Below are 19,097 nucleotides of genomic sequence, written 5' to 3'. Positions count from 1 at the left end.
GAGGTGACCGGGGTCACCTCCTGCGCTCTCGCGGGCAACGCCTGTGCTTTCGTCGCGTCCGTTACGTCCGTCACGTCCGTCGCGTCACTGCTTCCCGTCGAGGACGGCCTCCATCACACCCTTGGCGACGGGGGCGGCGAGCTTGCCGCCCGCGATGTCGCTGCGGAGCGTGTCGGAGCTCTCGATGACGACGGCCACGGCCACCGGGGAGCCGTCGTCCGTCTTGGCGTAGGAGATGAACCACGCGTAGGGGTTCTCGCTGTTGCCCTCGCCGTGCTGGGCCGTACCGGTCTTGCCGCCGACGGTGACGCCGGGGATCTTGCCGCTGGATCCGGTGCCCTTCTCGACCACGGTCTCCATGGCCTGCTGGAGCTTCTGCGCGTTCTCCGAGGAGACCGGCTCGCTCAGCTCCTCGGGCTTGGTCTGCTCGACGACGTTCAGGTTGGGCGCCACGAGCTGGTCCACCATGTACGGCTTCATCAGCTTGCCGTCGTTGGCGACCGCCGAGGCGACCATGGCCATCTGGAGCGGGGTGGCCGCCACGGACGCCTGGCCGATACCGGCCTGCGCGTTCTGCGGGCGGTTGTCCTTGGGGTAGACGCTCTCGGCGGCGCGGACCGGGATGTCCAGCTCCTTCTCGTGGAAGCCGAACTTCTCCGACATCTTCTGCATGTCCTCGTTGCCGATGTCGTCGCTCATCTTCGCGAAGACGGTGTTGCACGACCACTGGAGCGCGACGCGCACCGAGGCGTTCTTGCAGGCCGGGTTGTTGCCCTCGTTGCCCAGCTCGTAGGTGGAGTCAGGAAGCCGGTACGGGTCGGGCGAGTCGGTCTTCGAGTCCAGGTCGTAGTCCCCGCTCTCCAGACCGGCGGCGGCGGTGACGACCTTGAAGGTGGAGCCCGGCGGGTACGTCTGGCGCAGCGCCCGGTTCAGCATCGGGTCGTCGGGGTCCTGGGCCTTCTGGAGCTTCGACCACGCCTCCGTGTCCTTCTCGCCGTTCCCGGCGAAGCTGGAGGGGTCGTACGAAGGAGTGCTGGCCAGCGCGAGGACGGCGCCGGTCTTCGGGTTGATCGCGGCGACGGCGCCCTTCTTGTCGCCCAGCCCCTCGAAGGCCGCCTTCTGGGCCTTGGCGTTCAGCGTCGTGACGACGTTGCCGCCCTTCTGGGGCTTGCCGGTCAGCATGTCGATGGTGCGGTTGAAGAAGAGCCGGTCGTCGTCGCCGGTGAGGATGCCGTCGTTGAGCGCCTCGAGCTGGTTGGCGCCGAACGCCTGGGACGCGTACCCCGTGACCGGGGCCCACATCTCGCCGTCCTTGTACGTGCGCTTGTACTGGAAGTCGTTGCCCTTCGTCTCGGCGTATCCGGTGATGGACTTGCCGTCGACGATGATGTTGCCGCGCGGCTGCGCGTAGCGGGCGATGGCGACCCTTCGGTTCTTGGGGTCGGTCTTCAGCTCGTCGGCCTGGACGAACTGGATCCAGTTGTCGCGGACCAGCAGGGCCAGGACGAGCAGGCCGCAGAAGATCGCGATCCGTCGAAGCGGCTTGTTCACGGTCGGACCACCTGAGTCATCTCGGCGTCGGGGTTGGGGGCCGGGGCGGGTGCCGGTCGCCTGGCGGTGTCGCTGATCTTCAGCAGGATCGCGACGAGCGCCCAGTTGGCGATGACAGAGGAACCGCCCTGTGCCAGGAAGGGCATCGTCATACCCGTCAGCGGGATGAGGCCCATGACGCCGCCCGCGACGACGAAGACCTGGATGCCGAAGGCGGCCGAGAGACCGACGGCGAGGAGCTTGCCGAAGGGGTCGCGTGCCGCGAGGGAGGTGCGGATGCCGCGCTCCACCAGGAGCCCGTACATCAGGAGGATGGCCATCGCGCCGCAGAGCCCGAGCTCCTCGCCGACGGTGGCGAAGATGTAGTCGCTCTTGGCGGCGAAGCCGATGAGCCGAGAGTAGCCCTGCCCCAGCCCGGAGCCGAGGGTGCCGCCCGAGCCGAAGGCCCACAGCGCCTGCGCGGGCTGCTCGGAGCCGTCCTTGTACGCCTGCATCGGGTCGAGCCAGTCCTGCACACGGCTCTGCACGTGCGGCTCGAAGCTGGCGACGGCGACGGCGCCGACGATGGAGAGGGTCAGACCGAAGACGATCCAGCTCGTGCGCTCCGTCGCCACGTACAGCATCACCACGAAGAGGCCGAAGAACAGCAGCGAGGTGCCGAGGTCGGTCTCGAAGACGAGGATCATCAGGCTGAGCGCCCAGATCGCGAAGATCGGGCCCAGGTCGCGGCCGCGCGGGAGGTAGAGCCCCATGAAGCGGCGGCTCGCCAGCGCGAGCGCGTCGCGCTTGACCATCAGATAGCCCGCGAAGAACACCGCGATGATGATCTTGGCGAACTCGGCGGGCTGGAGCGAGCCGACACCGGGGATGGTGATCCAGATCCGGGCACCGAAACGGGCCGGGAAGAACACCGGCAGGATCAGCAGGACCAGCGCGGCGGCCATCGAGATGTAGGTGTAGCGCTGGAGGACACGGTGGTCCTTCAGGAAGACGAGCACGCACACGAAGAGCGCGATACCGAGCGTCGACCACATGAGCTGCGTCGGCGCCGCGGCCCCGCCGGGGAGCGGCTCCAGGTCGAGACGGTAGATGAGGACCAGGCCCATGCCGTTGAGCAGCGTGGCGATGGGCAGCATCAGCGGGTCCGCGTACGGCGCCCAGCGGCGCACGACGAGGTGCGCGACCCCGGCCAGCAGGCCGAGACCGAGTCCGTAGCCGAGCATCCCGGCGGGGAGTGCGCCGTCCTTGGCCAGGCCGACGTTGGCGTAGGCGAAGACGGGGATGAGCACGGCGAAGACGAGCATCGCCAGCTCGGTGTTACGGCGGCTGGGCAGACCTCCGGGGGAGATCGTCGTGTTGCTGCCGGTGGTGCTGATATTGCTGCTCATGCTGTTTTGTGCCCCCTACGGCGCGGTGCACTGCTTGGCGAGCTCCTGCTGTTTCTCCGAGAGCCGGGGGCCGGGTGACGGAGAGCTGGTGCTCTTGTGAGTGCTGTCGTGGTCGGTGCGGAGTGCGACCTGGCCCGCGGTCGCCGAGGACTCGGACTCGGCCGTGCCGCCGGTGCCTCCGTTGGTGGCCCCGGTGTCGGTGCCGCCGCTCTTGCCCGCGTCGCCGGGCTTGTTCTGCTCTTCCTTCTTCTGCTCGTCGCTGGGCTCTTCCTTCTGCTCAGCGACGATCCGGCAGACCTCGGCCTGCGCGCCCAGCTCGTTCACCTTGTCCTCGGCCTCGCCGAGGCTGCTGGTGGCGATGGTCTCCCGCACCTGATTGCGCTGGTACAGCGGAAGGTACTTGAGTTCGATCTCGGGGCGGTCGCGGTAGACCTTGTTCAGCGTCAGACCCGCCAGCTCCTGGCTGATGCCGCGGTAGAGCGCGACGTGCTCGCCCTTGGCTCCCACGTAGTACTGCGTCTGGGTCCAGCGGAAGCCCCCGTAGAGGCCGCCGCCGATGACGGCCAGCGCGACGACGGTCCACGCGGACCGCTTGAGCCACTTTCTGCCCCGGCGCGGTTTGACGAAGTCCTCGTCCGTGTAGGCGCCGAAGGCGCCGGGCGGCGGGCCCGCGGCCATGCCGCCGCTGCCGGGCGGCCCGAAGCCGTCCCCCGGCCCGTCGGGGCCCGGCTGCTGCGGCACGGACTGCCCGCTCCGCCCCAGCTCGGCCGCGCGGGCCGCCGGGGTCTGGAGGGTGCCCATGTCGCTGCCGAGCGAGTTCTGGTTCTCGGCGACGGCGCCGACGATGACCGGGGTGTCGTTGAGCTGCCCCGCGAGGGTGTCGCCCGCCTGGTCGACGTCGAGGACGTCCGCGATGATGCAGGTGATGTTGTCCGGGCCGCCGCCGCGCAGCGCGAGCTGGATCAGCTCCTGCACGGTCTCCTGCGGGCCCTGGTAGCTGCCGAGGGTGTCCTCCATCGTCTGATGGGAGACGACGCCGGACAGCCCGTCGGAGCACAGCAGATAGCGGTCGCCGGCGCGGACCTCCCTGATGGAGAGGTCGGGCTCGACGTGGTCACCGCTGCCCAGCGCGCGCATCAGCAGGGAGCGCTGCGGGTGGGTGGTGGCCTCCTCCTCGGTGATCCGCCCCTCGTCGACGAGCCGCTGCACCCAGGTGTGGTCCTGCGTGATCTGGGTGAGCTGGCCGTCGCGGAGCAGATAAGCGCGGGAGTCGCCGACGTGCACGAGGCCGAGCCGCTGGCCCGTCCACAGGAGCGCGGTGAGCGTGGTGCCCATGCCCTCCAGCTGCGGGTCCTCCTCGACCATGACGCGCAACTGGTCGTTGGCCCGCTGCACGGCCGTGCCGAGGGAGGTGAGGATGTCCGAGCCCGGGATGTCCTCGTCGAGCTGGACCATGGTGGAGATCACCTCGGAGCTGGCGACCTCACCGGCGGCCTGGCCGCCCATGCCGTCGGCGACCGCGAGCAGCCTCGGGCCGGCGTAGCCGGAGTCCTCGTTGTGCTCGCGGATCATTCCGTCGTGTGATCCGGCGGCGAAGCGCAGTGACAGACTCATGCGCACCTCGCCCGTCGGCTCCGGGTACATCCGCACGGTGCCCACCCTCCGGTCGTCATGTCTGTAACTACTTCCGCAGCTCGATGACCGTCTTGCCGATACGGATCGGCGCTCCGGGCGGGATCGGCGTCGGTGTGGTCAGCCGGGTCCGCTCAAGGTACGTGCCGTTGGTCGACCCGAGGTCCTCGACGATCCACTGGCCGTCACGGTCCGGGTAGATCCTGGCATGGCGGCTGGACGCGTAGTCGTCGTCCAGCACGATCGTGGAGTCGTGAGCCCGGCCCAGGGTGATGGTCTGCCCCTGGAGGGCGACCGTGGTGCCGGTGAGGGAGCCCTCGCTCACCACGAGCTTGGTGGGGGTGTTACGGCCGCCGCGCCCGCGACGGCCGCTCTGCTGCTGTTGCCGCTGCGGCTGCTGGCGCTGCTGCGGACGTTGTCCTTCGTTGCGGCGCGCGGCGCGCTGGGTCACGCGCGTACCGAACAGGTCGCTCCTGATGACCTGCACGGCCACGATGACGAACAGCCACAGTACGGCGAGAAAACCCAACCGCATGACCGTCAGGGTCAGCTCTGACATTGCCCCCGCTTCACCCTTCGGCTTGCCGGTAAATGATCGTCGTGCTGCCCACGACGATGCGTGAGCCGTCGCGGAGCGTAGCGCGGGTGGTGTGCTGCCCGTCTACCACGATGCCGTTCGTCGAGCCCAGATCCTGGATGGTCGCCGGGTCCCCCGCCCGGATCTCGCAGTGGCGCCGGGAGACTCCCGGATCGTCCACGCGCACGTCGGCCTCGGTGCTGCGGCCCAGGACCAGCGTCGGCTTCGAGATCTGGTGGCGGTTGCCGTTGATCTCGATCCAGCGGCGGGTCTCGGCGTGCGGCAGCGGGCCGCCCGCGCCCGGCGCGTAGCCGGGCGGCGAGGGCGACGAGGCGGGCATGGGCGGCGCGGAAGCGGGGCGGGGCGGGTATCCGCCCGCCGCCTGCTGTCCTCCGCCGCCCGGAGCGCCGCTCCGCTGCGGTTGAGAGGTGCTGGACGCCAGAGTGCGGCTGCGCACGCGGTAGAGACCCGTGTCCAGGTCGTCCGCCTTCTCCAGATGGACCTTGATGGGACCCATGAAGGTGTAGCGCTGCTGCTTGGCGTAATCGCGGACCATCCCGGACAGCTCGTCGCCGAGCTGGCCCGAGTACGGGCTCAGGCGTTCGTAGTCCGGCGCGCTCAGCTCGACGATGAAGTCGTTCGGCACGACGGTCCGCTCGCGGTTCCAGATCGTCGCGTTGTTGTCGCACTCGCGCTGGAGGGCACCCGCGATTTCCACGGGTTGCACCTCGGACTTGAACACCTTCGCGAAGGTGCCGTTCACGAGACCTTCGAGTCGCTGCTCGAAGCGCTTCATTACTCCCACGGTGCACCTCCTTCCCAGATGCCCTCGGCTCTAGTGCGCCTCCCAGTGTCGCCTGGGCACGCGCATGCTGCTTTCCGGTACTGCTTACTGATCGTATCCACGCGCGGGGGAAACGGCTGGTTCCCCGCTGGGACCCGGTGGTCGAGTGTCACCTCTCACACCTTGAGGCCGTCGTCACAGCCTTGCATGGATCGTAGGGCTCCTGTGGCCAGTGTCTCGCAGAGCGGTGCGGCTCCGCTCTCCCCGGGGCTTCCCGGGGCTCCCTCCGGGCTCCTCCGGAGGAGGAGTGCCCCCGTTGCCCGTGACCGAACAAACGGATGTGAGCGCACCCCTTCCAGCGTGCTAATCTTCTGGATGTCGGCAGGGCGCCGCGACGGGCCCACGACACACCCAATGCGCGGGTGGCGGAATAGGCAGACGCGCTGGATTCAGGTTCCAGTGTCCGAAAGGACGTGGGGGTTCAACTCCCCCCTCGCGCACAAGAAGGAAAGCCCCGCAGGTCTCGGACCTGCGGGGCTTCTTCGTGTGCGCTGCGGGCAGCGGGGGCCGGGGCTCCGGGTTCCGGTTGGGGTTCCGCTTCTGTACGGATGACTTCTGCGCGCGTGCGGTCCCCGGCGCTGGCCCGCGCTACGGTGCGGGCGTGCGAAGGGACGCGTGGCGGAACAGGGAACTGGTGCTGGCGGCTGCCCGCGAGGTGTACGCGGAGCAGGGCGTCGAGGCGCCCCTGGACGTGATCGCCCGGCGGGCCGGGGTCGGCAACGCCACCCTGTACCGGCGCTTCCCCGACCGGGGCGCCCTCATCGAGGAGGTCTTCCGCGAAGCCCTCGCCGCGACCATGGCGCACGGCGAGGAGGCCCGGCGGTCCGAGGACCCGTGGGCCGGGCTCACCGGCTATCTGGAGCGCGTCTTCGAGGGGCTGGCCCACGACCGGGGCGCGAACGACCTGATGACGACGGGCATCGAGGGCGTCCCGACGCTGGAGGCGCTGCACGCGCACAACGCCGAGACGCTGGGCCTGCTGATCGAACGCTGCCGTGGCGCGGGCGCCGTGCGCGGGGACCTCGGGGTCGCCGACCTCCTCTTCGCGCTGGCCGCGCTGGGCCGGGCCGTGCCCGCCGCCGAGGCCGTGGCGCCCGGGTCCTGGCGCCGTCAGCTGGCGCTGCTGCTCGACGGGCTGCGCGGCGAGGGTGCCCGCGAGCTGCCGGGGCCGCCGCTCACGCGGGAGCAACTGGACGGCGCCATGCGGGAGCTGAACGCGGCGCGGGCCCGGCGCTGAGACGCGGCGCGGGCCCGCGCTGAGGGTGCGCGGGGGCCCGGTGCCGAGGGCTCGCGCGAGGCGGTGCGCTCAGGCCGCCGCGACGCGCGCCGCGAGGGTCTTGGCCCTGGCAGCGGCATCCTCGTGGGCCTTGGCGCGCGACTGCTCGGCCAGCTCGATCAGCCCCTCCATGCCCGGGGTGGTCGGGGCCAGCGTCAGCTCCGGAACGATGAACTCCACGTCCAGGTTCAGCCCCTCGCCGAGGGTCTTGGCCAGGTAGCTCTGCGCGAACTCGAAGCTCTCGCGGGGGGTGCCGGGGCCGTAGCCGCCGCCCCGGCTGGTCACGACGGTGGTGGGCGTGCCCGCGGCCGAGGGGGACTCGCCGCCCGCGGTGCGGCCCATCATGATCACGTGGTCGAGCCACGCCTTCAGGGTCGAGGGGATCGTGAAGTTGTACATCGGGGCGCCGATGAGGATCGCGTCGGCCTGCTCCAGCTCGCGGGCCAGCTCGTCGCGCAGCGCGAAGGCGGCGGCCTGCTCGGGGGTGTGCTCAGGGGAGGGGGCGAGCACCGAGGCGGTGACGGCGTCCAGGTGGGGCAGCGGGTTCGCGGCCAGGTCCCGGTAGACGACGGTGCCGTCGGGGTGCTGGGCCTCCCATGCCTGGCGGAAGGACGCGGTGACGTCGCGGGAGACGGAGGCGTCCTGGGGCCAGAGGGACGAGTCGATGTGCAGCAGCGTGGCCATGAGGGTGTCCTGCCTTGGAGTAAGTGGGTTAACTTCCGTACGCAACTATTGATAACACAGGCACTTACTTTTCTGCACCCCCTTGTTCGGACACAGTACGCTGGAGGCATGGCAGAGCTTCGGGAACAGACGCAGGAGGTCCCTCCGGCACCGGTGTCGGCGTGCACCGAGCCGGAATCGGGGATCACGCTCGTCTTCCATCTGCTGGGCAAGCGCTGGACCGGGCTGATCATCGCCGCGCTCATGAACGGTCCCGGAGGCTTCGCCGAGCTGCGCAGGGCCGTGCCGGGCATCAGCGAGCGCATGCTCTCGGACCGGCTGACGGAGCTGGCCTCGCTGGGCCTCGTCGTGCGGACCGTCGAGGACGGGCCCCCGCTGCGCGTCAGCTACCGCCTGACGGACGCGGGCGAGGCGCTCAAGCCCGCGATGGTCGAGCTGACCCGCTGGGCGGACGCGCACCTCGCGGCCGACGGCGCCCGCTGCCCCGAGGAGTTCCGGGGCTGACGGCCCGACGGCTCCGCGAGTAGCGTCGTCCCCCGGACAAGCGGTGCCGGGGCTGACCGGGCCGGGTGGGGCGCTGGGCGTTTCCCGGTTCCGTCCGCCTCCGGCACGTCAGGGGAGGGCTCGGTATGGGGACGACGGGAACGACGGGAACGGCGGGAACAGGCGACGTGGACGCCGGCCGGGGCAGTGCGCGTATCCCGCCGGTGGCGGGCTTCGCCGCGTGGCCGCCGCCCGCCGAGTCTCCGAAGCGCGCGGGCAAGGCGCTGCGCGACTCCGTACCCCGCGCCGAGCACTCCGGGTTCACGGTCGCGCCGGGCCGCCCGGGCGCCGTCGCCGCCGTCGAGGCGTCCAACGCGGGACGGCTCCCGGCCCTGACGCCGATCAGGGTGGGCCGGATGGCCGCCACCCCCTTCGCCTTCCTGCGCGGCTCCGCCGGGCTGATGGCGTACGACCTGGCGCACGGCACCCCCGCGACCGGCATCGGAGCCCAGCTCTGCGGCGACGCGCACGCCGCCAACTTCGGGCTCTACGGGGACGCGCGGGGCGGCCTCGTCATCGATCTGAACGACTTCGACGAGACCGCCGTCGGCCCCTGGGAGTGGGACCTCAAGCGGCTGGCGGCCTCGCTCGTGCTCGCCGGGCGCGAGGCGGGGGCCGACGAGGACGTGTGCGCGGGCGCCGCGCGGGACGCGGTGGGCGCGTACCGCCGCACCATGCGGCTGCTGGCGCGGATGCCGGCGGCCGAGGCGTGGAACGCCATCGCCGACGAGGAGCTGGTCTCGCACACCGACGCGCGCGATCTGCTGGGCACGCTGGAGCGGGTCAGTGAGAAGGCGCGGCGCAACACCAGTGCCCGCTATGCCGCTAAGTCCACCCGCCTCCTGGACGACGGCGCCCGCTGCTTCGTCGACGCGCCGCCCGTGCTGCGCCGCGTCCCGGACGCGGAGGCGGCGGCCGTGGCCTCCGCGCTCGGCCGGGGCGGAGATGGCGCCGGAGACGGGTATCTGGCGACGGTGCCCGAGGACAGGCTGCCGCTGCTGGAGCGGTACGCGATCCACGACGTGGCCTTCCGCGTCGTCGGGACGGGGAGCGTGGGGACGCGCTCGTACGTCGTGCTGCTGCTCGACCACCGGGGCGAGCCGCTGGTGCTCCAGGTCAAGGAGGCGCGCGCCACGGCGCTGGCGCCCGCGCTGGCCGCCGCGGGCTTCGCCGCGCCCCGGGTCCCGCACGAGGGGCGCCGGGTCGTGCTCGGCCAGAAGCGCATGCAGGTCGTCTCGGACATCCTGTTGGGGTGGACGAGCGTGGAGGGGCGCCCGTACCAGGTGCGGCAGTTCCGCAACCGCAAGGGCAGCGTCGATCCCGCCGCGCTCGCCGCCGACCAGGTGGACGACTACGCGCGGATGACCGGCGCGCTGCTCGCCCGCGCCCACTCCCACAGCGCCGACCCGCGCGCCGTCGCCGGGTACTGCGGGAAGGGCGAGGCGCTGGACGAGGCGGTCGGCGCCTTCGCCGTGGCCTACGCGGACCGTACGGAGGCGGACCACGGCGAGCTGGTCAAGGCGGTACGGAGCGGCAGGCTGGCGGCCGAACTGGGAGTGTGAGGCTCCCTTCCGTAGGGTGGGCGTGATGAACGCGAACCCGGAGGCGGAGCAGGCCCACGACGACGGCCGGAGCCAGGGCCCCGGCCAGGCACAGGCCCAGGGCCAGGATTCAGGCGAGGCCCAGGACCCGGGCCAGGGCCAGGGGCAGGGCCAGGGCCAGGGGCAGGACCCGGGCCAGGGGCGGCCCCAGTCCCCGACGCAGCCCCAGGACGGGGGGACGGAGCGGCTGGAGCGGGCCGTGCGGACGGCGGAGACCGCGCTGATCGAGTACGAGATCGCGGTGGAGACCTTCCGGGTCGAGGTGGAGAACTTCTCCCGCCTGCACCACCAGCGCCTCGGGCCGATGTACGCGCGGCTCGACGAGCTGGACGCGCGGATCGCCGAGGCGGTCGCCGCCCGTACGGGCGACCCCGAGGACGTGCGCAAGGCGGAGGCGGCGCGCGGTGCCGTGCTGCCGATGCCCGCCGTCGAGGAGCTGTTCCACGGCTGGATCGACTCCGAGGGCATGCCCCCCGAGGCGACGGCGATGCTCAACGAGCAGAGCGTCCAGCCCCCGCCGCGGGTCCGCCCGAGCGAGGAGGCGCGCAAGGCGTACCGCGACCTCGTGCGCCGTGCGCACCCCGACCTCGCCCAGGACGAGGCGGAGCGGGAGCGCCGCGAGGCCTTCCTCGTACGCGTCAACAGGGCTTACGCGGACGGTGACACGCAGGAACTCGCCGTACTCCTGGAGGAGTGGGAGTCGGGGCCGCGCGAGCCGGAGGAGGAGCGGGTCAGCCGCAGCGAGGAGCTGTACGCGCGCCTGGAGTGGCTGGCCCAGCGCAAGGACATGCTGGCCGACATGGTCACCAGCCTGGAGGAGAGCGCCATCGGCGCGATGCTGCGGATGGCGCCGGACGACCCCGACCGGCTGCTGGACGAGATCGCCGAGCAGCTGCTCGCGCAGGTCGAGGAGCGCGAGGCGGAGCTGGCCCGGTTGCTGGAGCAGCAGGCGGGGGCGGAGCGGGAACCGCGGCAGGAGCCGGAGCGGTCCGGGCAGAAAGAACAGTCCGGCCGGTCGGAACCCGGGCAGGGCTGAGCCGACGGGGAACGGGACGGAAGGAACCGTTCCGGGCAGGCGGGCGGGTCGAGCCGGGCCGGGACGGGACGGGCCGGAAAGAGGCCGTCCGCCGGTCGGCAGGGACCAGTCAGCAGGGAACAGAGCGAACTGACCCGTGGCGAAGAGCCGTGCGCGGGTCGAGAGAGGCAATACGTCATGCACTTCGGTCAGTTGCCCCAGGTGGAGGCGGCATCGGTGCCCGCTGAAGGGCTGTTGCTGGACGTCCGGGAGAACGACGAGTGGGCGGCGGGGCACGCCGAGGGCGCGCTGCACATCCCCATGAGCGACTTCGTCGCCCGGTCCGGTGAGCTGACCGAGCGGGTGGGCGACGGTGAGCGGGTGTACGTGGTCTGCCGCGTCGGCGGTCGCTCGGCGCAGGTGGCGCAGTACCTGATCCAGCAGGGCATGGACGCGGTGAACGTGGACGGCGGCATGCTGGCCTGGGACGCGGCGGGGCGCCCGATGGTCGCGGACGGCGGGGAGCCTCCGTACGTGCTGTGAGTCCGTACGGGGCGTGGGCCCCGTACGTGCTGTGAGCCGGAGTCAGCCGGGCTGGTGGGCGGCGAGGAGGTCGCCGAGGGCCTCCTCGTGGGCCGCGGCAGGGCCGAGGGAGAGTTCGAGCTGCTTGGCCCAGGCGTGGAAGCGGTGCAGCGGATAGTCCGTGTCGGCGCCGAAGCCGCCGTGCAGATGCTGCGCTGTCTGGACGACGCGCCGCACGCCCTCGGCGGCCCAGATCTTGGCGACGGCCACATCCGTGGGATCGAGCCGCCACGCCGCCTGCCAGAGTGTGGCCTCCATGGCGCGGAGGTCGATGTAGCGGTCGGCGGCCTGGACCGCGACGGCCTGGAACGTCGCGATGGGGTGGCCGAACTGCTCGCGCTCGCCCGCGTAGGCGCTGGTCATGGCCAGCACGCGCTCGCCGAGGCCCAGCGCCAGCGCACAGGTGCCGGTGGCCATGAGCCGGTGGAGGTGCTCGGCGGCGCCCTCGGCCTCGATGACGTCGAGCGGACGTACGGGGGCCGCGTCGAGCCGCAGTTCGGCGTAGCGCTCGCCGGTGGTGGAGATCTGCTCGGCCAGGGTCACGCCCTGCCCTGCGGGGTCGACGAGGGCGAGCAGGGTGCGGCCCTCGGCGGTGTGCGCGGGCACGAGCACGAGATCGGCCGTCTGCGCCCAGGGAACGGCGGTCTGGATCCCGTCGAGCAGCCAGGGTTCTGACGGGTTCGACGCGGGCGAAGGCGAGGGCGAGGGCGAGGGCGCGGGCGTGGGGCGGGTCGCGGTGACGGCGAGGGCGGCGGCCTCGTGTCCCGTACGGCCGCTCGCGGCGACGCTGACCGCCAGCTCGCCCCTGCCGATCAGGGGGAGGCGGGTCCGCTGGAGTTCCGGGGTGCCGTACGTCTGGAGGGTGAGGGCCGCGGCGGCGGTCTCCAGCAGCGGGACGCGGGCCAGCACCCTGCCCGCCTCGCGCAGGACGAGGCACAGGGCGACGGGGCCCAGGCCCGCACCGCCGTGCTCGGGCGCGACGAACAGGCTGAGCAGATCGGAACCGGCGAGCCGCCGCCACAGCGCGCGGTCGAAGTCCTCGGCGACGGCGCCCCCGGTGAGGGAGGGGCTGGGCACACTGTCAGGTACGACCTTGGCGAAGACCGCCCCGGCCGCTTCCGAGGCCGCCCGCTCTTCTTCGGTGAAGGTGAAGTCCACTGTCCGTCCGCCCCTCCGGTCGCGTCGCGACGTCGGCGTACTGGCGTACTGACGTCGGCGTCGGCGTGCTACTGGCCCGGCATTCCTGACGGGTCGTCAGGTGTGAGGCAGGGTAGGAGCGTCAGGCGTCGAAGTCCACCTCGACGGCGGAGGTGAGCGGATGCGACTGGCAGGCCAGCACATAGCCCGCGTCCAGTTCCTCAGGCTCCAGCGCGTAGTTGCGGTCCATGCGGACCTCGCCGGACACCAGCCGGACCCGGCAGGTCCCGCACACCCCGCCCTTGCACGCGTAGGGGGCGTCGGCGCGGTTGCGCAGCACCGTCTCCAGGACCGATTCGCCGTCGTCCATGGGCCAGGTGCCCGAGCGGCCGTCGAGAGTCGCCAGCACGGTGGCCGCCGCCCGGTCGCGCGCGGCGGACTCCGTCGCGGAGCCGGAGGCGGTCGCGGTCGCGGGTATCTCCTCGGCGTGGAAGATCTCCTGGTGGATACGGGCGCGCGGCACGTTCAGCCCGCGCAGCGCGCGTGAGGCGCCCTCGACCAGGCCGAGCGGACCGCACAGATACCAGCCGTCGACCTCGTCCACGGGCACGAGCGCGGGCAGCAGCGACGTCAGCCGCCGCTCGTCCAGGCGGCCCGTGGGGAGCCCGGCCTGCTGCTCCTCGCGGGAGAGTGCCGTGACGAGCTGGAAGCGGCCGGGGAAGCGGTCCTTGAGATCGGCCACGTCCTCCAGGAACATCGTGGAGGCCGCCGAGCGGTCGCTGCGTATCAGACAGAACCGCGCCTCGGGCTCCCGCTCCAGCAGGGTGGTGGCGATGGAGAGCACGGGCGTGATGCCGCTCCCCCCGACGACGGCGGCGAACCGCCCCGGACGGGGTTCGAGGATGAACCGGCCGCTGGGCGGCAGCGCCTCGACCACATCGCCGACGGCCAGTTCCTTGACCGCGTACGTGGAGAACTCGCCGCCCGCGACGCCCCTGATGCCGATGCGCAGCTCCTCGGGCGCCTCCCGCGCGGGGCCGCAGAGCGAGTACGTGCGCCGGATCTCGCGTCCTTCGCCGTCGCGGCGGCGCAGCGCGATGTGCTGGCCGGGGGAGGAGCGGAAGGCCGTGCGCAGCGGGGCGGGGACGGCGAGGGTGACGGCGACGGCGTCGTCCGTGAGCCGCTCGACCGAGGTGACCCGGAGGGGGTGGAAGGTGCTCATGGCGCTCGCTCACACCTCCTTGAAGTGGTCGAACGGCTCCTGGCAGGACTCGCAGCGCCGCAGTGCCTTGCAGGCGGTGGAGGAGAAGCGGCTCAGGAGGGTGGTCTCCGTGGAGCCGCAGTGGGGGCAGCGGATGGCGAGGCTGAGCGGAACGGGGCCCCCGGCGCGGGTGCGGGTGCGTGAACCTGTCCCGGTGCCGGTGCCGCAGCGTGGTGGGGCGACGCCGAACTCGGCGAGTTTGCGGCGCCCTTCGTCGGAGATGTCGTCCGTCGACCAGGGCGGCGAGAGCACGGTGCGCACGCTGACCTCCGGGACGCCGTGTTCCCGCAGCACCCGCTCGACGTCGGCGGCCATGGTCTCGATGGCGGGGCAGCCGGTGTACGTCGGCGTGAGGGTGACCGTCACCCGGCCCGGTGCCGTTTCCCGTACGTCCCGCAGGACGCCCAGCTCGGCCAGGGTGACCGCGGGCAGCTCCGGATCGGGGACGGAACCGGCGAGGGCGCGGAGTTCCTGGAGGTCCGGGGCGCTGCTCGCGGGCGAGGCGGGCGCGGTCGCGGGGGGCGAGGGGGTGGCGTGGGTGGTCACCATGACGTCCCCGGGTGGCTGCGGTGCAGGTGCTGCATCTCGGCGAGCATCCGCCCGAAGGACTCCGTGTGCACGCCCTGCCGTCCAGCGCCCGCCGTCCAGGCACCGGTCCGCGGGCCCTCGGGGACGGTGAGGGTGGCGGCGTCGAGCGTGGACGCGATCCGCTCCTGCCAGGCGCGCTCCAGCGCGGACAGCTCGACGTCCAGCCCCTCGACGGGCTGGAACAGCTCCCCCGTGAACCTCCACAGGCCGTCCACCGCGCTCTGCATCCGCGCGTGGCTCTCCCGCGTGCCGTCGCCGAGCCGCAGGGTCCAGTGCTCGGCGTGATCGCGGTGATATGCCACTTCGCTGACCGCCTTGGCGGCCAGGGGGTGGCCGTGCTCGGCGAGCCGGGCGTACAGCAGCTCCTGATACGTGGAGAAGAGGAGCTGCCGTGCGATGGTGCGGGCGAAGTCGCCGTTCGGCTGCTCGGCCAACTGGCAGTTGCGGAAGGCGCGTTCCTCGCGGAGATACGCCAGCTCGTCCTCGTCCCCCAGCTCCGCGTACAGCACGCGGGCCTGGCCCAGCAGATCGAGGGCGATGTTCGCCAGGGCCACCTCCTCCTCCAGGACCGGAGCGTGTCCGGCCCACTCCCCCAGGCGGTGGGAGAGGACGAGCGCGTCATCGGCGAGGGCGAGCGTGGCCACGGGCCCGACGCCGTAACCGGTCTCGCCCCCGGTCTCGGCGCGGGTGTCCGCTGCGGCGTCCGTCGTGGTGTGCGTTCCGGGAGCGGTCACAGGTTCTTCACTCCCTCCGGCACCTCGTAGAAGGTGGGATGGCGGTACGGCTTGTCCGCCGACGGCTCGAAGAAGGGATCCTTCTCGTCCGGCGACGAGGCCGTGACGTGCCGGGAGGGGACGACCCAGATCGAGACGCCCTCGGAGCGCCGCGTGTAGAGATCGCGGGCGTTGCGCAGGGCCATCTCCGCGTCCGGGGCGTGCAGGCTTCCCGCGTGCGTGTGCGAGAGGCCGCGCCTGCTGCGGACGAAGACCTCCCACAGGGGCCACTCCGACTGCGCCGTCATGCCACCGCCTCCTTCCGCGCGCCCTCGGCGTCGCCCCCGCCGTCACCGCTGTCGCCCCTGCCGTCGCCGCTGTGCTTGGCCGCGTACGCCGCTGCCGCCTCGCGGACCCAGGCGCCCTCTTCGTGGGCGCGGCGGCGCTGGGAGATCCGCTGTTCGTTGCAGGGGCCGTTGCCCTTGAGCACCGCGTGGAACTCCGACCAGTCGATGGGACCGAAGTCCCAGTGGCCCCGCTCCTCGTTCCAGCGCAGCTCGGGATCGGGGAGGGTGAGCCCCAGCGCCTCGGCCTGGGGGACGCAGATGTCCACGAAGCGCTGGCGCAGTTCGTCGTTCGAGTGCCGCTTGATCTTCCAGGCCATGGAGCGGGAGCTGTGCGCCGACTCCTCGTCCGGCGGCCCGAACATCATCAGCGAGGGCCACCACCAGCGGTCCACCGCGTCCTGGGCCATCGCGTGCTGGGCCTCGGTGCCGCGGCTGAGGGCGAGCAGCAGCTCGTACCCCTGGCGCTGGTGGAAGGACTCCTCCTTGCAGATACGGACCATCGCGCGTGCGTACGGGCCGTAGGAGCAGCGGCACAGCGGGACCTGGTTGGTGATCGCGGCGCCGTCCACCAGCCAGCCGATCGCACCGACATCGGCCCAGGTCAGCGTGGGGTAGTTGAAGATGGACGAATACTTCTGGCGCCCGGAGTGCAGCTTGTCCAGCAGCTCGTCGCGCCCGGTGCCCAGGGTCTCCGCCGCGCTGTAGAGATACAGGCCGTGGCCCGCCTCGTCCTGGACCTTGGCCATCAGGATGGCCTTGCGGCGCAGGGAGGGCGCCCGCGTGATCCAGTTGGCCTCGGGCTGCATGCCGATGATTTCCGAGTGCGCGTGCTGGGCCATCTGGCGGACGAGCGTGGCGCGGTAGGCGTCCGGCATCCAGTCACGGGGCTCGATCCGCTCGTCCGCCGCCACCGCGGCCTCGAAGGCGGCCTCGAACTCCTCCTGCGCTCCGGCGTCACCGGAGTCCTCTTCGAGCAGCGTCGATGTCATGCCGACCCCCTTGCTCGCGATCTCACTCGCGTTCCACCGCGGCTCCCGACCATTCCCGCGACCATCCCGACCGACCGATCGTTCGGTTCAATGGTGTGCTGTTGGCCCATAGGGTGTCAAGGCTCGAATAACCTCTGAGGCGTACTGGCCAGTCATGAGCATGGGGAGCAGGGAGGGCATGGAGCCAGAAGAGCACCAGGCGCCGGGGGCGGACGGGGCCGGAGTCGCCGCGCTCTCCGTGCCGGGCCGCGTCATCGTGGCGATAGCCGTGGCGGTCGTCGCGGTCACGGTCGCCTACCACATTTTGATGGTCTTCCTGCACGTCGCACCGGAGAACACGGCCACGCGGCAGCACGGCCAGGCAGTCGACGACTACGTCTATCCGGAGTTCGAGCAGAACTGGAAGCTCTTCGCTCCCAACCCGCTCCAGCAGAACATCGCCGTCCACGCGCGCGCCCGTATCGCCAAGGACGGGGGCACGGAGACCACCGGCTGGGTCAACCTGACCGCCATGGACGGCGCGGCCATCCACCACAACATCGCCCCCAGCCACACGCAGCAGAACGAACTGCGCCGCGCCTGGGAGTTCTTCAACAACTCGCACGACGGCAAGGGCAAGCCCGTGGGCCTGCGCGGTGAGCTGTCCGAGAAGTACATCAAGCGCATCGTGATGGGGCGCTTCGGTACCGAGCTGAACGGCGGCACGGTAGAGGGCATCCAGGTCCGCTCGGCGGTGACGCCCGTCGCGCCGCCGCCGTGGAGCGCCGAGAAGACGGACAACAAGACCGACTACCAGGTGAAGCCCTGGTGGCCGGTCGCCAGCGAGGACATCCCGGGGGGTGGCGGCAAGTGAGCGGGGAGAACGAGAGGCCCGGGGAGACCGAGCAGAGCGGGCAGGCCGGGGGCCGGGTTCCGGACCGGGTCCAGGGCACGGTTCCGGACCAGGGCCAGGGCGGGGACCGCGGCGGTGCCGACGGCCCCGTCGCCGGGAACAGTGACGGCGCCGGCAACGGCCACGGTGACGTCGCGACGAAGCCGTCCGCCCCGCCGCCCCTTCCGCCCACGCGCCTGGAGAAGGCGCTCGGGCGCGGGCTCGCCCGGGTGACGGGGAGCGCACTCGCCCCGTACCAGACCGCCGTCGTGCGCATCGGCTTCGCCGCCACCTGGCTCTTCTTCCTGCTGCGCGAGTGGCCGCACCGGCACGAGCTGTACGGGCCCGAAGGGCCGTGGGGCTGGGACCTGGCGCAGCGGCTCGTCGAGTCCAACCACGCCTTCACCGTGCTGCTCTGGTCGGACGGCGACGGCTGGTTCGAGTTCGTCTACCTCTGCGCGATCGCCTCCAGCGTCGCCCTGCTGATCGGCTGGCGTACGCGTACGGCCTCCGTCCTCTTCATGATCGGCGTGCTGGCGCTCCAGAACCGCAGCGTCTTCATGGGGGACGGCGGCGACAACGTCATCCATCTGATGTCGATGTACCTCGTCCTCACCCGGTGCGGACAGGTCTGGTCCCTGGACGCGCGCCGCCGCCGTCGCCAGAACGCGGAAGCGGGAGCGGGTGCCGGGGGCGCGGACACGGGTACGGGTACGGATACGGACGCGGTCGGCGTCGTGCTGTGGTCGGTGCTGGGCGTGTGTCTGATCGGGGCCACCGTCTCGGGCGGCTTCAGCATCGGCTGGGGCCTGTTCTTCTGGGCCCTGTGGGCGGTCTACGGCGCCTGGTGGGCGCTGGGCCGCCGCGCGCCGGGCAGCGAGGCGCGGCGGGTGTGCGACATCCTCGCGAACCTCGCGCACAACGGTGCCCTGCTGGTCATCGTCGTCGAGGTCTGCCTGATCTACGCGACGGCTGGCTGGTACAAGATCCAGGGTTCGCGCTGGCAGGACGGCACCGCCGTCTACTACCCGATGCACCTGGACTACTTCTCGCCCTGGCCCGAGCTGAACCAGATCCTCGCGGGCAGCGGCACCATGATCCTGCTGATCACCTACGGCACGGTCATCGTCCAGGTCGCCTTCCCCTTCACGCTCTTCAACCGCCGGGTGAAGAACGTGCTGCTCGCCGCCATGATCACGGAGCACCTCAGCATCGCGGTGCTGCTGGGGCTGCCGTTCTTCTCGCTGGCGATGGTCGCCGCCGACGCCGTGTTCCTGCCGACGGGCGCCCTGCTGTGGCTCGGCGCCCGCGCCTCGGGGCTCACCGGGCGGCTGCGCGGCAAGGGGCGGCCCGGCAGCCGGGACGCGGGCGAGGGGGCCGGTGGCGGCCGTGCGGGGGACGGCGGTGACGGCGCGCGGGACGGCGCGGGCACCCAGGGCCAGGGGACGGAACCGTCGTCCCTCAGCTTCACCCGCTGACGGCCGGGCACCGGGCCGAG

At 71.8% G+C, this 19,097-nt stretch carries 19 protein-coding genes and 1 tRNA gene; 8 read left to right on the top strand and 12 right to left on the bottom strand.

Features of this window, described 5'->3' with window-relative positions:
* Positions 1-84: 84 nt before the first annotated feature.
* Genes ACYVOO_RS05395 through ACYVOO_RS05375 form a run of 5 tightly spaced genes read right to left on the bottom strand, consistent with a single transcriptional unit; the run spans position 85 to position 5,953 of the window.
* Complete coding sequence (locus tag ACYVOO_RS05395; protein ID WP_461014474.1) at positions 85-1,551, bottom strand: peptidoglycan D,D-transpeptidase FtsI family protein; 1,467 nt, start codon at positions 1,549-1,551, stop codon at positions 85-87.
* Complete coding sequence (locus ACYVOO_RS05390) at positions 1,548-2,939, bottom strand: FtsW/RodA/SpoVE family cell cycle protein (protein ID WP_461014473.1); 1,392 nt, start codon at positions 2,937-2,939, stop codon at positions 1,548-1,550. Before ACYVOO_RS05390 ends, ACYVOO_RS05395 begins: the two co-directional genes overlap by 4 nt.
* A 15-nt stretch (positions 2,940-2,954) precedes the next feature.
* Entirely contained in the window at positions 2,955-4,598 is a 1,644-nt protein-coding gene (locus tag ACYVOO_RS05385) for a Stp1/IreP family PP2C-type Ser/Thr phosphatase (RefSeq protein ID WP_461014472.1), read from the bottom strand.
* A gap of 22 nt (positions 4,599-4,620) precedes the next feature.
* Positions 4,621-5,130: an FHA domain-containing protein FhaB/FipA gene (locus tag ACYVOO_RS05380; protein WP_453349262.1), complete on the bottom strand. Its 510-nt coding sequence runs from the start codon at positions 5,128-5,130 to the stop codon at positions 4,621-4,623.
* 10 nt (positions 5,131-5,140) lie between these two features.
* The gene (locus ACYVOO_RS05375; protein ID WP_453349261.1) at positions 5,141-5,953 is read right to left on the bottom strand and encodes an FhaA domain-containing protein; all 813 of its coding nucleotides are present in this window, start codon (positions 5,951-5,953) and stop codon (positions 5,141-5,143) included.
* A 395-nt stretch (positions 5,954-6,348) separates the two neighbouring features.
* Here ACYVOO_RS05375 and ACYVOO_RS05370 point away from each other — a divergent pair.
* Both ACYVOO_RS05370 and ACYVOO_RS05365 read left to right on the top strand, forming a co-directional pair.
* Positions 6,349-6,432, top strand: a tRNA-Leu gene (locus ACYVOO_RS05370).
* Between the two features lie 161 nt (positions 6,433-6,593).
* Positions 6,594-7,229 carry a TetR/AcrR family transcriptional regulator gene (locus ACYVOO_RS05365; protein ID WP_461014471.1) on the top strand — a complete coding sequence of 212 codons (636 nt, stop codon included), beginning with the start codon at positions 6,594-6,596 and terminating at the stop codon, positions 7,227-7,229.
* A gap of 69 nt (positions 7,230-7,298) precedes the next feature.
* Here ACYVOO_RS05365 and ACYVOO_RS05360 read toward each other — a convergent pair whose 3' ends face one another.
* Positions 7,299-7,952: an FMN-dependent NADH-azoreductase gene (locus tag ACYVOO_RS05360; RefSeq protein ID WP_461014470.1), complete on the bottom strand. Its 654-nt coding sequence runs from the start codon at positions 7,950-7,952 to the stop codon at positions 7,299-7,301.
* A 108-nt stretch (positions 7,953-8,060) separates the two neighbouring features.
* Between ACYVOO_RS05360 and ACYVOO_RS05355 the strand changes: the two genes are divergently transcribed.
* From ACYVOO_RS05355 to ACYVOO_RS05340, 4 genes are all read left to right on the top strand, one after another.
* Positions 8,061-8,456, top strand: a complete 396-nt coding sequence (locus ACYVOO_RS05355; RefSeq protein ID WP_461014469.1) for a winged helix-turn-helix transcriptional regulator — start codon at positions 8,061-8,063, stop codon at positions 8,454-8,456.
* A gap of 125 nt (positions 8,457-8,581) precedes the next feature.
* Positions 8,582-10,057: a DUF2252 domain-containing protein gene (locus ACYVOO_RS05350; RefSeq protein WP_461014468.1), complete on the top strand. Its 1,476-nt coding sequence runs from the start codon at positions 8,582-8,584 to the stop codon at positions 10,055-10,057.
* A gap of 25 nt (positions 10,058-10,082) precedes the next feature.
* The gene (locus tag ACYVOO_RS05345) at positions 10,083-11,132 is read left to right on the top strand and encodes a J domain-containing protein (protein WP_461014467.1); all 1,050 of its coding nucleotides are present in this window, start codon (positions 10,083-10,085) and stop codon (positions 11,130-11,132) included.
* A gap of 177 nt (positions 11,133-11,309) precedes the next feature.
* A complete protein-coding gene (locus tag ACYVOO_RS05340) occupies positions 11,310-11,654 on the top strand; it encodes a rhodanese-like domain-containing protein (RefSeq protein WP_453349255.1) in 345 nt (114 codons plus the stop codon).
* A 42-nt stretch (positions 11,655-11,696) separates the two neighbouring features.
* Here the strand turns inward: ACYVOO_RS05340 and ACYVOO_RS05335 are convergent, their stop codons facing one another.
* From ACYVOO_RS05335 to paaA, 6 genes are all read right to left on the bottom strand, one after another.
* A complete protein-coding gene (locus ACYVOO_RS05335; RefSeq protein WP_461014466.1) occupies positions 11,697-12,851 on the bottom strand; it encodes an acyl-CoA dehydrogenase family protein in 1,155 nt (384 codons plus the stop codon).
* Between the two features lie 121 nt (positions 12,852-12,972).
* A complete protein-coding gene (locus ACYVOO_RS05330; RefSeq protein WP_461014465.1) occupies positions 12,973-14,052 on the bottom strand; it encodes a 2Fe-2S iron-sulfur cluster-binding protein in 1,080 nt (359 codons plus the stop codon).
* A gap of 9 nt (positions 14,053-14,061) precedes the next feature.
* Positions 14,062-14,640 carry a 1,2-phenylacetyl-CoA epoxidase subunit PaaD gene (paaD, locus tag ACYVOO_RS05325; protein WP_461014464.1) on the bottom strand — a complete coding sequence of 193 codons (579 nt, stop codon included), beginning with the start codon at positions 14,638-14,640 and terminating at the stop codon, positions 14,062-14,064.
* A complete protein-coding gene (gene paaC, locus ACYVOO_RS05320; protein WP_461014499.1) occupies positions 14,634-15,323 on the bottom strand; it encodes a 1,2-phenylacetyl-CoA epoxidase subunit PaaC in 690 nt (229 codons plus the stop codon). The genes paaD and paaC overlap by 7 nt, the downstream gene beginning before the upstream one ends.
* Positions 15,324-15,409: 86 nt before the next feature.
* A complete protein-coding gene (gene paaB, locus ACYVOO_RS05315) occupies positions 15,410-15,700 on the bottom strand; it encodes a 1,2-phenylacetyl-CoA epoxidase subunit PaaB (protein WP_453349250.1) in 291 nt (96 codons plus the stop codon).
* Positions 15,697-16,728, bottom strand: a complete 1,032-nt coding sequence (paaA, locus tag ACYVOO_RS05310) for a 1,2-phenylacetyl-CoA epoxidase subunit PaaA (RefSeq protein ID WP_461014463.1) — start codon at positions 16,726-16,728, stop codon at positions 15,697-15,699. The genes paaB and paaA overlap by 4 nt, the downstream gene beginning before the upstream one ends.
* Before the next feature lie 154 nt (positions 16,729-16,882).
* Between paaA and ACYVOO_RS05305 the strand changes: the two genes are divergently transcribed.
* Together ACYVOO_RS05305 and ACYVOO_RS05300 are read left to right on the top strand one after the other, a co-directional pair.
* The gene (locus ACYVOO_RS05305) at positions 16,883-17,581 is read left to right on the top strand and encodes a DUF5819 family protein (RefSeq protein WP_461014462.1); all 699 of its coding nucleotides are present in this window, start codon (positions 16,883-16,885) and stop codon (positions 17,579-17,581) included.
* 215 nt (positions 17,582-17,796) lie between these two features.
* Positions 17,797-19,077 (top strand): HTTM domain-containing protein, encoded by a 1,281-nt coding sequence (locus tag ACYVOO_RS05300; protein ID WP_461014498.1) that lies wholly within the window; start codon positions 17,797-17,799, stop codon positions 19,075-19,077.
* The last annotated feature ends 20 nt before the right edge of the window (positions 19,078-19,097 follow it).

Source organism: Streptomyces daliensis (assembly GCF_054782395.1).
Note: the sequence above shows the minus strand (reverse complement) of the source record. Positions and strands in the feature narration are given on the sequence as shown.